Source organism: Chamaesiphon sp. VAR_48_metabat_403 (assembly GCF_031422475.1).
Classification (GTDB): Bacteria; Cyanobacteriota; Cyanobacteriia; order Cyanobacteriales; family Chamaesiphonaceae; genus Chamaesiphon.
Genome location: NZ_JANPLS010000136.1, coordinates 1 through 11,100 on the forward strand (window position 1 = coordinate 1; position 11,100 = coordinate 11,100).

Below are 11,100 nucleotides of genomic sequence, written 5' to 3' on the forward strand. Positions count from 1 at the left end.
CATTTGTAACTAAAAATCTCTTAGGTCCGAGTGGAACACAGGAACTGCAATCGGGCACAGTCTATCGGGAGACGCGAAATTTCGCTCAAGTTGGTGGTCGTACTAAATTCCGAGTTACATACCAACATAAACAAGGCATTAACAATTTTGCCGCTCCTGTTCGTGAAACTACCGATCCTTTTGTTTGTATCGATGGAAGTACGCATCCAATTCTACTCAATAAATAGATTGCACTGGCTTAATATCCAACTACATTATGCTCTGTGAATCGATCGCTTATTGCCATCGACCACAGCAGCCAGGAATTCTTCTGTCAGGAGAAACTCAAGCTACTTTTGAAGATATCTTATCTCACTTACCACAGAACTCATCGGAACAAACACCATGAAAGCATCTCTTTTCTTACTTCCTTCTCTATTAATCGTCGGTCTAAGTGCCTGGATGCCACCAGCGGCAATCGCTGGCTCAGAAACTTGTAAAAATGTGGACATCAGGCTCAAAAATGGTACCTCCCGTGAAATGAAAGTTACCAAGTTGCAATACCTTGAGCCAGACAAAAATCAATATAAGACTGAAACTGGAGTATTTGGCATTGATGGAGAGCAAAACATATCCGTCGGTCGTACCTTTACTATTGCAAAGCGCGACCTGGAAAAAGTCAATAACGAGGAAATTCATTTCGTAGTTACTTACCGTCTTCGAGCTGATACTGGTGGTTATAGTCTACCTATACTTCAACAGATGCGAAATTTTAAATGTACTAGCAATATGCTCAAAGAAGTTGTGCTTACCGAACAAAAGATCTAATTGGACAAATACTTTACTTTGGCGATTGATAATGCAGGGTTGTAACTATAGTTATAACCCTGCATATTTTTAGATAATTTTCAGCAATGGTTAGTCTGTAAAACAAACAATCGCTTCAACTCTTACGCGCGGCTTTCTTGACTTTGCCAAAACTGCTCGGCAAAAGCTACCGTCGGGTGCATCGGAGCCTTAGGCTTCGTTTTAAGCACCATCGCCGTCTCATTGAGGTACTTATCTCCTTTCTTGTGATTGCACGTCTCACAAGCAATCGTGACGTTATCCCAGGTGTGAGTACCGCCTTTGGAACGGGGAATGACGTGATCGATGGTTAGTTGCTTGGCACTCCCACAGTACTGACAGCGGTGTCCATCTCGCCTAAGCAATTCGCGCCGACTGACGCTAGGGAGTTTCCACAGCCGTTCGGCGGTAGTGGTTTTGAGCCGAATATGGTGGGGAACTTCGACTTCCACCGAAGGCGATCGCAATACCCACACGAGTTTGGTATCCTGTAAGTCTAGCGGCTCTGCTCGCCCAGTCAGTAAGAGGGTAATCGCGCGGCGAATATTAATCCGCGCCATTGGGAGGTAGTTAGTCGAAAAGACAACTACAGAATGATTGAGGACTGAGGGCATGGTGGGGGATCGAAGATCGAGCGTCTTACCGTCAGCGATCCCAGTTGTGGCTGGTTTCATAATATGGAGCCTCCTAACGAACAACCCCCGTTGTCTGTGGTAGACAAGCGGGGGTTACAAGAAGATTGAGATATCGTGTTCTTGTTATTGTTTCAACGTACTAACACTTGTAAATGGTGTTATGACATTAATTTTCCCGCTATGGTCGAATGATAATAGATGCAGTGGTAGGTTATCCGCCATCTCAATCGCGATCGATATCTCATCACAGTTACTGCGATCTGCTCCCTCTAGCTGCCACAAATTCTGCTCGCCGCTTTGGGGGGGAGTAAAATAATTTGCGTAGATTGAGGAAGAAGAGAAGTTAGGCACGAATGAAGATTGGAGATTATGGAGAACTAGGGATAGAATCGTTGGTGCAGTTGCCAGATAAAGAGGGTCTTTGCCACTAACTAATGAGACTATCGATATACTCGATCGCGATCGGCTTGGTTTGCCAATAAGAACGTGTCGATTATTGTTTTAATAATACAATAAATTTTGTCTGGATGTCTAGTGAGTAAGATCTCGCAATATTAATCCGATCGTTGGTGTAGCTTGTCACGGCAAGCTTGTAATACTCTCGCTGTAAAAAAGGTTGCATCTTGTAGTGAAATAGCGGTGAGATAATGATTCGGTTAGGATCGAAGTAAACTAGCTGCTCTTCACACACCAAGGAACGACGATCGTGGATCGAGATTTGATGCTATTTCAGCAAGAACGCGCCACCGTGCCAGTTACACTCGCAGACTATATTTATCCTGCCATCCAAAAGCAATACGTTCGCATCCTTACCCTCGAAGCCGACGTGCTGGCGGATGAAGATTGCGAAGCCGTACATCAGATCCGGGTGAGCCTGCGCCGATTGCGATCGCAGATTCAAGCTTTCGGCTCGATGATGGATATTCCCGAAGTCATGGACGCAAAATCGATCGGCAAAATTGCCAGAGTATTAGGCAAAGTTCGCGATTTAGATGTGCTCCATCAGACTTGTAAGCACCATTTGAAAAACTTGTCAGAATCAGAAAAAACTCATCTAGAAAAAGTAGATTCGGCAATTGGTAAACGCCGTCGCAAGGAGATTCTCAAAGTTAAGTTAATGCTTAACGATAGTGAATATCAATTTTTTAAATTAGGGATGAATAACTGGCTGAATCATCCTCAGTATCTGCCGACAGCACGGGTAGAAATTGGGACGATTTTACCAGAATTGTTATTGTCGGTAGTCAGCAAACTCTTTCTCAATTCGGGCTGGTGGATCGACCTAGAATTAGAGACGGGCGGCGATCCAGAGTTGGCAGCTTCCCAAGTACTGCTCGTGCATGGCGATACCTTACACGATCTTCGCAAGCAGATTAAAGCTACACGATATCTGATGGAAATGTTTCCCGATCGATATCCAGTCGAATATAACGATTATCTGCAAGATTTCAAACAAATTCATCAAATATTTGGTAATATTCAAGATAATCGAGTATTCGACAAATTCATTCGCAAAAGCTTGGGTAAACGGGCACCAATGAAGCTGCCCATCCTTTACGAGCGGCTCGCTCGGAGTAATCATCTAAATTGGGATAATTGGCAACCGATTCAACATAAATATCGCGACCCAAATACCAAGCAAAAACTCCAAGCCTTACTGATTCAGGATATAATTCATAATTTACATGGATAATGGCGATGCGCCCATCGATTACTCAAGTTTGGCACGGTTAGAATTACCACCACTTAACACCGAGACGATTTGGGCAATTATTAACGAATCGATATCCGATTTGCAAGTCAACCAGATCCTCTGGCATTATTTAGGCTATCGATACCATTTGGTCGATCGTACCTGGGATTTGAGTCTAGTCGATCCAGCTTGGCAAGAAGTCTACCCCACACCACCCGATTTTATCGCCAGTCGTCCCGCAACTGTCAAACTCACTCGATCGATTCCCGCCGAGCATAAGCAACTACTCAAGGAGCAGCTAGGTTTTAAGGGTTATAAAATCGGCGAATTTGGCCCTCGTCAAACTAGGCGGGCGACAGCAGCGAGTTGGTTGTTAGCGTATATGGCTAGTTGGGTATAGTAATTTAGGCAGGATGGGGACGGGGGGACTGGGTGACTGGAGAATCCAAAATCCAAAATTAACTTATTCAGGGAGAAAATATGGCACGGGTAATCATAGTCGGAGCAGGTGGAGTCGGAAATGTTGTCGCGCACAAATGTGCCGCACGCGCTGAGTTTACAGATATTTTACTCGCAAGTCGCAGCGTCGATAAATGCGACAAAATTGCGGCGAGTATCGGTTCGCCAAAAGTTACCACCGCGCAGCTCGATGCCGATACTGTGGCAAATACAGTCAAACTGATAAAAGAGTTCAAACCAGATCTGCTGATTAATGTCGCTCTCCCTTATCAAGATTTGGTATTGATGGATGCTTGTCTGGAAACTGGCATTCATTATCTCGATACTGCCAATTACGAGCCGATCGATGTTGCTAAATTCGAGTATAGTTGGCAGTGGGCATATCAAGATAAATTTAAAGCAGCCGGATTGACTGCAATTCTCGGCTGTGGTTTCGATCCTGGCGTAACGGGTGTATTTAGTGCCTACGCGCTCAAACATTATTTCGATGAAATTCATTATTTAGATATCATCGATTGTAATGACGGCAATCATGGTAAAGCATTTGCCACTAACTTCAATCCCGAAATTAACATTCGCGAAATTACGCAACCGGGACGATATTTTGAAAATGGCGAGTGGGTAGAAGTCCCCGCTTTATCGATCCATCGCCCGATTCCCTATCCCGAAATTGGCGATCGCGAGTCATATTTACTCTATCACGAAGAACTAGAATCTTTAGTCAAAAATATCCCCACTCTCAAACGCGCACGGTTCTGGATGACATTTTCAGAAAACTATATCACGCACCTGCGAGTACTCGAAAATATTGGCATGACGCGGATCGATCCGATCGAATATCAAGGTCAACAAATCGTCCCGTTACAGTTTCTAAAAGCTCTCTTACCAGAACCTGCATCTCTGGCTACTAATTATACGGGACAAACCTCGATCGGCTGTCATATTACAGGCATTAAAGATGGCGTAGAGAAGAAATATTATGTCTACAATAACTGTCAACATGCAGCCGCTTATAAGGAAGTCGGATCGCAAGGTATTTCCTACACAACTGGCGTTCCGGCAGTAGTTGGCGCATTGATGATTGTCAATGGCAATTGGCAACAGCCTGGAGTATTCAACGTCGAAGAGTGCGATCCAGATCCATTTATGGAATTATTAGGTACGATGGGGTTACCTTGGCATGAAGTATTCAATGGCGCATCGCCATTCGAGAATTAAAGAGTTCGTAGCGGCGAAAAAGCTCATTTTTGCTCATTTACTGTTGTTCGATTATAACTCATGGGTTATAGTCGAACATTATCACCGAAATATTGCTAAGTTATGTAAAGCTAGCTACTAGATTCTCATCGTAATTATCATCGATACAAGCCCGAATTAAAAACATGCAATTGGTAGCGGTAAATGGGGCATGGATTGAATTAGGGTACGATCGAATGTAATCGCCAGCGGCATAAATATTACCCTCGATTTCTAGTTCCCCTTCGAGCATGTAGATTTCTTCAACCCCTCGGTGCTGATGCACTGGGTATTTGATGCCACCCCGCGCTCTCACCATGAGGGTACGCATCCGACTGAGAGGATCTACAAATAATACGGCACATTCAATCCCTTCCACTCGGTGCGCTTTCCATTCTAGTTCGTCGGCACGAATCGAGAACAGCTCTGGATGTAGCGGTGGATCTGGCTCGAAAGTGGGGCTGCTTTCCACCAGATCTAGCCCTAAGCTGTCGAATAACCGATCCTTGAGATCTGCTGCCATTGGCACCAGGGGAGCCGTATAAGGCATTGCACCCACCGCCGATTGATAGCCAGCTAATTCTTCAGCCAGATCTGGACACTCGGCAATTTGAGCTTCTACCCACAGCCGTTCCTCAAGATCGAGCAGATCGAGTGCATATAATGGTGCGAGATCGCAAAAACATCTGTGGTTATTCGTCATACGTTGCTAGTACGGGGAAGGCTGATTTGGTTGTTTTAGTAGTTCCTATTCACTATTGGCGATGCACCTTCAAACCGATCTCTAGTTTACTAAATCTTCACCGTCATTTAGTTGTTGCCGTTACCAGCAATAGTCTGGTAGACGCGGTAATTTGGTGAAGAGTGCAACCGAGAGCGGATGCTAAATCGATCGAATAACCGATCCTTGAGATCTGCCGACATGGGTATGAGTGGAGCCGTATAGGGAATAGCACCCACAGCCGCTTGATAATCGGCTAATTCCTCAGCCAAATCGGGGCACTCAACAATTTGAGCTTCTACCCACAGTCGATCTTCAAAATCGAGGAGGTCGAGGACGTATAATGGTACAAGTTCGCAAAAGCAGCGGTGGTTATCGGTCATAGGTTAGTAGCACAAATATGGACGATCGATTGATGCTAGTTGCTCCTGCTGGACTATTTACGACGATCCGCGATCGATTACCATCTTTAGTTTACTCAATCCCAGCCGCAGCCGGGTTTTTACCGTGCCGAGTGAAAGTCCGGTACGTGCGGCGATTTCCACATGAGTTAAACCCTGATAGTAAGCCAGTTCGATAACTTGACGTTGCGCTGGCGGAATCTGACTTAAAGCTGCAAGGATTTGCTGCCTTTGTTCGACAATTTCAACGGCTTCAATAGGATCTACGCTAATAGTCGGAAATTCGATCTCTTTTCCAGAGGCAATTGCATCATTAACTTTTTTGAGTCGTTGCAATTTCCGCAACTTATCTAATATACGACTACGAGCGAGTGTAAAAATCCACTGTTCGGCAGAGCCTTTATCGATATCGAATCTATCGGCAATTTTCCAGATTTGGGTAAATACTTCGAGCACGACTTCTTCGCAATCTTCGACTGAGTTTAGACTTTTCCAAGCGATCGCGTAAATCATGCGGGAGTAGAGATCGTATAGTCTAGAGAGTGCAGTTCGATCCCCCACTGCGATGCGTGTGAGTAAATTTGTGGCTTCAACCATTGATGGCAAAGGAGGGAGAATGCTGTATGAAGGTGAGTTTAAGGTAACCGATCCCGTAGTTTGAGGAAAGGGACAGATGCTCATCGTAAGACATAAAGGTCGATCTTTTCGTTCCGATTATCTTTTTGTTTCGATCTGGACGATCGCACCGACACTGAATCAAGTCTAGTGTAGTCGATCGGCACCACTATTTTAATTATCGGTCCGCTCTGCCGATCGCGAACATTGAGATTCTCCAGCAGGAGAGGCAAAGCAGGGAACGGAGCTGATGTTGGTTTTTAAAAATAAAACTGTTGCAACCCGCATTCTGTGGTCAATAGCTCGATCGTCAGCAAGTCTCATTTTGGCACGCGACAGATCCAACTTCGTCCAGCGTTCGTATAAATAGGAAAGTTCGTACAAACATCCCCCGATTTCAGCTAGATCCTGACGAATCCTGTATTTAAGTTGCTTCCTGTCGAGTTAAATTAATTATGGTCTTTTTATTAAATCAAACTAATATCTTTGAGTATTTAGCAAATCTGGGCTACCAATCGGATGGAATTACCGATCGGATCGAGCCAGTTATGGCGAAGAACTTTAATTTATTGCTATCGATAACTGAAGACTCAAAGTTACTCGTCAAGCAAGAACGCCATAACCGAGAAGGTAAAGCGGTAGGCGAGTTTTTAGCAGAGTCTCAAGTCCATAAATTGGCTGAAGATTTTCCAGCATTAAGTTACTGGCAACGTTCGATTTCAGAATTGCTACATTTCGATCGAGATAACTCAATTTTGGTATTTAGATATCTCAATGACTATCGAGATTTAGCTGACTTTTATACTAAGGAAAATATTTTTGACGATCGCATCGCTCGGAAACTCGGTACTATACTGGCTAGCTTTCATCGCGATACTTATCATCGCGCGATCTATCGCTTGGCATTGAGCAAAGATCGGCAACAGTCTGAAACTACTATTGTCAAGGCATTAATTCGTAATTTAGAACATCTTACGCCCGAAATTTTTGGAATCGTGCCCGAAGATGGACTGAAGTTTTATGCACTGTATCAACGGTACGACAGTCTCGGACAAGCATTGGTAGAATTAGGCGATGGGGTGAGAGCTTGTTGTTTGACGCACAACGATCTCAAGCTCAATAATATTTTGCTTCACAATGAGTGGGAACAGCCGGGGAGTCAAATTACCAGAATTATCGATTGGGAACGAGCGGCTTGGGGAGATCCGGCATTCGATTTGGGGACATTAATTGCTAGTTATTTACAAATGTGGCTGGGTAGCTTAGTAGTTAGTAAATCATTATCAATTGAAGAATCTTTGAGTTTAGCAATAGTTCCACTCGATCGCATCCAGCCATCGATTGCCGCTTTAACACAGGCATATTTACAAGCTTTCCCAGATATTCTAATCGATCGACCCGATTTTTTGGTGCGGGTAATTCAGTTTGCTGGGTTGGGTTTAATTCAAGGAATTCAAGCAAATATCGATTATCAAAAAACATTGGGTAATAGTGGTATCGCTCAATTACAGGTAGCTAAATCATTACTATGTCGCCCAGATCGATCGATTCAGACAGTATTTGGCACAGAATTTAGCCTACAAGTATCTATTACAGCTTAATCCTGACGCGAACCACCCTCTAATCAAAAAGTTATGCCCGCACTAAATTTACCTTCAACTCATCCCGATGCCACCACTCATCTAGAATTGATAAGTGTGCTAGAAGATATTGCTCGAAATGTAGAAATTCGGGATGATTTTGCCATCCATCATCCCGATTATAAACCTTGGGAAATTCCCGCAGAGGCAGTGGCAAGATTTCTGCAAATGCCAGAGCAAATCAAGCAGAAGTTTTTAAGCTTGCAATTGCGAAGTTTTCTTTATGGCATCTACTATAACGGTTCGATGCGAAGTTCTTTAGCTAAAAATGCTCCCGAACATGCTTTCCCGTCAGATCTAGAAAATAGCACGTTCATGGGTATGGACATGACATTTTTTGAACGGTTACACAATAATAACTGTGGGACGGGTTATTTCGATCGCGACTGGACGATATTAGCAATAAAAAATGAAGATTTGGTAGTAAAAAAGGGTGGCTTAAAGCTCCATATCGATCGGGAGAAGCACTTAGCAGCCGCACGACAGCAAGCAGCAGTAGGCGAGGTAGTGGCAATTAAGATGCCTAAAAACATGATGCAGAGCGGCTTTTATATGGCAATAGGCGATCTGGGTTTCGATCGGCAGCAACCAGCAGATACATTGGTACGAATTTATTTCAGCGTAACTCCCGATGGTGCGGTAGCCGTAATGAAGAGCCTGACGCAAATGTTGAATGAAGCTAAGGTAATCTTTAGCTTTAAGGTTTTATATAATCCCCAAAACTATCAACGTTCCGATGCCGGAGTTCTCTATTTTGATAAGCAATATTATGCTACTGTATCGGGCATTTTAGCTTCTATCCATACACAGCACAAATCTCATTTTCTAGCACATATTCCACTATTTACTAAGCAACTAGCTACGGGGTTAGGGCTAGCAGAGGAAGCAGATCTGAAGTTTGTCGAGCGAGAAAGTTTTGGCATAAATCGCTGTCAAATTGTGGCTGATGGATTACTAACAGCATTTTATAAAGATCAAAATTCTAAAGCTGAAAGAATGAGTGCAATTTTAGTACAGTTTGCTATGGTTGGTATCGATTTAGAACATCCATATCTCAACAGTGATTCTGAAAATATTTATCATGCCTTTGAATTGGTTGATTAATTAAGGGATGAAAATTGTGATAATTACGATCCGTTAGATTCGATCGAGATTGCACACATTTAGACTTTTCACAGTTAATATCTAAATATCGATCGAGATAACTTACAAGCAATTAGGAGCTAAATAAAACAAATGGCTAATATCTTAGTAAAAGATTTAGTAAGAAATAGTATTGCCGAAGCAGATTTATTCAATGACTCAGAGAACTTTATACAAGACTTATCTGAAAATGAATTATCCTTACAAGGAGGGTTTCATTTAAAAAAATCATTAGATATTCTTCCCACTCTCGAACCAGGTAATTTTTGCCTCGTTCTTATAAATAATCAGCTAGTTGAGATTTTTTGCTAGGAACGATCGATTGTAACTTTAATCAATTCTTATCGATAACTGCTTGCTACACCTAAATAATGGCATTGAATTGCACTTATTTACTTTAAACTAGCTAGCATTAATCGATCGCAAAAATAATACAAGTTAATAAGGAACAAAAATGGCTAACATCAAAGTAGAAAATTTAGCAAGCCGTAGCATCATCGGTGCCGATTTATTTAGTGACTCCGAAAGCTTTGTGCTGGATTTATCCGATCGTCAACTTGATATTCAAGGAGGTTGTGGGGGGGATAATCCAGTTCAACGTCGCCCCAATACTCTACCCGTTATTGTTATATACAGTTGTGCATCACCCCGTCCAAAAGATTCCTACTAGGTTGTAATAGTGCGATCGAGATTTATTTATTTGATTTCCTGCTGATAGGCTTGCAATTATTGTAAGTAAATCACACATGAATTAACTTGCTTGATTAGGTTTAATATCTAATAATACAACCAATAAAGATCGTATATTTACCAGCCAGACAAAGTAAAAGTTACGAACATTTGTAAGACTCACTTTTTATTCCAATTATGGAAATTATAAAAGGTGAGTTTTTTATACTAGAGATTGAGAGAATGGAGATTAGCAAAGCTTTTAAAGTATTAAAACTATTGTAATTGTCTAAGTATAAATACAATAAAGAAGGAGCGCGATCGATTGCGATCGTTAATCGTTTCAAGCAAAGTCATAGTAGGTCGAGCCAAATTCAGTTCGGTAATCTAAGAAAGTTAATAATTTATGTCGATCGAGGGATTAAAATTATATTGATTAACTACCAACGAATAGAGGCGTAATTATAGACACCAATATTTTAAGAGGCTATTATTTAGAAATGGATTGAGACATAAGTTTCGAGCTACCATTGAAAATAAAACTAGTTTATCAGGAATAAAATTAAATGGCTAACATCACAGTAAAAGATTTGTCTGTATATAGCGATTCAGGAAGCTTTATCCGCGACCTATCTGACGCAGAACTAGACTTACAAGGCGGTGGACTCGGTAAGATCTTTAAAGGGATAGTTAAGATAGTAACTGGTGTTATAAGTATTATTAATGGCGTTGGAAGTATTTTTGGCGGTGGCGGCAGTGGCGGCAGTGGGGGTGGCGGTGGCGGATACGGGGGTGGCGGCGGCGGATACAGCGGAAACAACGAAAACACACACCTGGTGTAATCGGACTTAAATAATCGCTCGAACACGATTGTGAATAGTCTAAGATTAATGGCGATCGCAAAGACAGTAAAAGTTCATTTAAGGACTAACTAAAATGGCAAACATCAAACTAATAGACTTAGCCAACATCACTGGCTTCGATTTATTTAACGACTCAGATAGCTTCATGCAAGATTTATCTGAAAATGAACTCGATCTTCAGGGTGGAAAAGCTCCTATGC

Annotated in this window: 15 protein-coding genes; 9 read left to right on the forward strand and 6 right to left on the reverse strand. The window is 42.4% G+C overall.

Annotated elements, in window-relative coordinates:
• Together RMO79_RS06630 and RMO79_RS06635 are read left to right on the forward strand one after the other, a co-directional pair.
• The coding region (locus tag RMO79_RS06630) for a hypothetical protein (RefSeq protein WP_310482275.1) at positions 1–227 on the forward strand (227 nt) is incomplete at its 5' end.
• A gap of 157 nt (positions 228–384) precedes the next feature.
• Positions 385–807: a hypothetical protein gene (locus RMO79_RS06635; protein WP_310482276.1), complete on the forward strand. Its 423-nt coding sequence runs from the start codon at positions 385–387 to the stop codon at positions 805–807.
• A 122-nt stretch (positions 808–929) separates the two neighbouring features.
• On the opposite strand, the gene RMO79_RS06640 is transcribed toward RMO79_RS06635, so the two are convergent.
• The gene (locus tag RMO79_RS06640; protein WP_396136544.1) at positions 930–1,439 is read right to left on the reverse strand and encodes an HNH endonuclease; all 510 of its coding nucleotides are present in this window, start codon (positions 1,437–1,439) and stop codon (positions 930–932) included.
• A 742-nt stretch (positions 1,440–2,181) separates the two neighbouring features.
• On the opposite strand from RMO79_RS06640, the gene RMO79_RS06645 reads away from it, so the two are divergent.
• The 3 genes from RMO79_RS06645 to RMO79_RS06655 all read left to right on the forward strand — a co-directional run bounded on the left by RMO79_RS06645 (position 2,182) and on the right by RMO79_RS06655 (position 4,830).
• On the forward strand, positions 2,182–3,153 hold the full coding sequence (locus RMO79_RS06645) for a CHAD domain-containing protein (protein ID WP_310482279.1): 972 nt from the start codon (positions 2,182–2,184) through the stop codon (positions 3,151–3,153).
• The gene (locus tag RMO79_RS06650; RefSeq protein ID WP_310482280.1) at positions 3,146–3,553 is read left to right on the forward strand and encodes a DUF1823 family protein; all 408 of its coding nucleotides are present in this window, start codon (positions 3,146–3,148) and stop codon (positions 3,551–3,553) included. The genes RMO79_RS06645 and RMO79_RS06650 overlap by 8 nt, the downstream gene beginning before the upstream one ends.
• Positions 3,554–3,633: 80 nt before the next feature.
• Positions 3,634–4,830 (forward strand): saccharopine dehydrogenase family protein, encoded by a 1,197-nt coding sequence (locus tag RMO79_RS06655; RefSeq protein ID WP_310482282.1) that lies wholly within the window; start codon positions 3,634–3,636, stop codon positions 4,828–4,830.
• Positions 4,831–4,930: 100 nt separating this feature from the next.
• Here RMO79_RS06655 and RMO79_RS06660 read toward each other — a convergent pair whose 3' ends face one another.
• The 4 genes from RMO79_RS06660 to RMO79_RS06675 all read right to left on the reverse strand — a co-directional run bounded on the left by RMO79_RS06660 (position 4,931) and on the right by RMO79_RS06675 (position 6,969).
• A complete protein-coding gene (locus tag RMO79_RS06660; protein WP_310482283.1) occupies positions 4,931–5,551 on the reverse strand; it encodes a cupin domain-containing protein in 621 nt (206 codons plus the stop codon).
• Positions 5,552–5,658: 107 nt separating this feature from the next.
• Positions 5,659–5,952: a hypothetical protein gene (locus tag RMO79_RS06665; protein ID WP_310482284.1), complete on the reverse strand. Its 294-nt coding sequence runs from the start codon at positions 5,950–5,952 to the stop codon at positions 5,659–5,661.
• Between the two features lie 57 nt (positions 5,953–6,009).
• Positions 6,010–6,651: a sigma-70 family RNA polymerase sigma factor gene (locus RMO79_RS06670; RefSeq protein WP_310482286.1), complete on the reverse strand. Its 642-nt coding sequence runs from the start codon at positions 6,649–6,651 to the stop codon at positions 6,010–6,012.
• Positions 6,652–6,759: 108 nt separating this feature from the next.
• A complete protein-coding gene (locus tag RMO79_RS06675; RefSeq protein ID WP_310482287.1) occupies positions 6,760–6,969 on the reverse strand; it encodes a hypothetical protein in 210 nt (69 codons plus the stop codon).
• A 71-nt stretch (positions 6,970–7,040) separates the two neighbouring features.
• Between RMO79_RS06675 and RMO79_RS06680 the strand changes: the two genes are divergently transcribed.
• The 4 genes from RMO79_RS06680 to RMO79_RS06695 all read left to right on the forward strand — a co-directional run bounded on the left by RMO79_RS06680 (position 7,041) and on the right by RMO79_RS06695 (position 10,038).
• The gene (locus RMO79_RS06680) at positions 7,041–8,186 is read left to right on the forward strand and encodes a phosphotransferase (protein ID WP_310482288.1); all 1,146 of its coding nucleotides are present in this window, start codon (positions 7,041–7,043) and stop codon (positions 8,184–8,186) included.
• Between the two features lie 33 nt (positions 8,187–8,219).
• The gene (locus RMO79_RS06685; RefSeq protein ID WP_310482290.1) at positions 8,220–9,329 is read left to right on the forward strand and encodes a T3SS effector HopA1 family protein; all 1,110 of its coding nucleotides are present in this window, start codon (positions 8,220–8,222) and stop codon (positions 9,327–9,329) included.
• A gap of 132 nt (positions 9,330–9,461) precedes the next feature.
• Entirely contained in the window at positions 9,462–9,680 is a 219-nt protein-coding gene (locus RMO79_RS06690; protein WP_310482291.1) for a hypothetical protein, read from the forward strand.
• Between the two features lie 142 nt (positions 9,681–9,822).
• The gene (locus RMO79_RS06695; protein WP_310482292.1) at positions 9,823–10,038 is read left to right on the forward strand and encodes a hypothetical protein; all 216 of its coding nucleotides are present in this window, start codon (positions 9,823–9,825) and stop codon (positions 10,036–10,038) included.
• A gap of 649 nt (positions 10,039–10,687) precedes the next feature.
• On the opposite strand, the gene RMO79_RS06700 is transcribed toward RMO79_RS06695, so the two are convergent.
• Positions 10,688–10,870: a hypothetical protein gene (locus RMO79_RS06700; protein ID WP_310482293.1), complete on the reverse strand. Its 183-nt coding sequence runs from the start codon at positions 10,868–10,870 to the stop codon at positions 10,688–10,690.
• Positions 10,871–11,100 lie beyond the last annotated feature (230 nt).

What these genes read in the sequence shown, in the direction of transcription:
- RMO79_RS06635 (WP_310482276.1), top strand. Translation starts at nt 385, where the DNA reads ATGAAAGCATCTCTTTTCTTACTTCCTTCTCTATTAATCGTCGGTCTA.
- RMO79_RS06640 (WP_396136544.1), bottom strand. Translation starts at nt 1,439, where the DNA reads ATGCCCTCAGTCCTCAATCATTCTGTAGTTGTCTTTTCGACTAACTAC.
- RMO79_RS06645 (WP_310482279.1), top strand. Translation starts at nt 2,182, where the DNA reads ATGCTATTTCAGCAAGAACGCGCCACCGTGCCAGTTACACTCGCAGAC.
- RMO79_RS06650 (WP_310482280.1), top strand. Translation starts at nt 3,146, where the DNA reads ATGGATAATGGCGATGCGCCCATCGATTACTCAAGTTTGGCACGGTTA.
- RMO79_RS06655 (WP_310482282.1), top strand. Translation starts at nt 3,634, where the DNA reads ATGGCACGGGTAATCATAGTCGGAGCAGGTGGAGTCGGAAATGTTGTC.
- RMO79_RS06660 (WP_310482283.1), bottom strand. Translation starts at nt 5,551, where the DNA reads ATGACGAATAACCACAGATGTTTTTGCGATCTCGCACCATTATATGCA.
- RMO79_RS06665 (WP_310482284.1), bottom strand. Translation starts at nt 5,952, where the DNA reads ATGACCGATAACCACCGCTGCTTTTGCGAACTTGTACCATTATACGTC.
- RMO79_RS06670 (WP_310482286.1), bottom strand. Translation starts at nt 6,651, where the DNA reads ATGAGCATCTGTCCCTTTCCTCAAACTACGGGATCGGTTACCTTAAAC.
- RMO79_RS06680 (WP_310482288.1), top strand. Translation starts at nt 7,041, where the DNA reads ATGGTCTTTTTATTAAATCAAACTAATATCTTTGAGTATTTAGCAAAT.
- RMO79_RS06685 (WP_310482290.1), top strand. Translation starts at nt 8,220, where the DNA reads ATGCCCGCACTAAATTTACCTTCAACTCATCCCGATGCCACCACTCAT.
- RMO79_RS06690 (WP_310482291.1), top strand. Translation starts at nt 9,462, where the DNA reads ATGGCTAATATCTTAGTAAAAGATTTAGTAAGAAATAGTATTGCCGAA.
- RMO79_RS06695 (WP_310482292.1), top strand. Translation starts at nt 9,823, where the DNA reads ATGGCTAACATCAAAGTAGAAAATTTAGCAAGCCGTAGCATCATCGGT.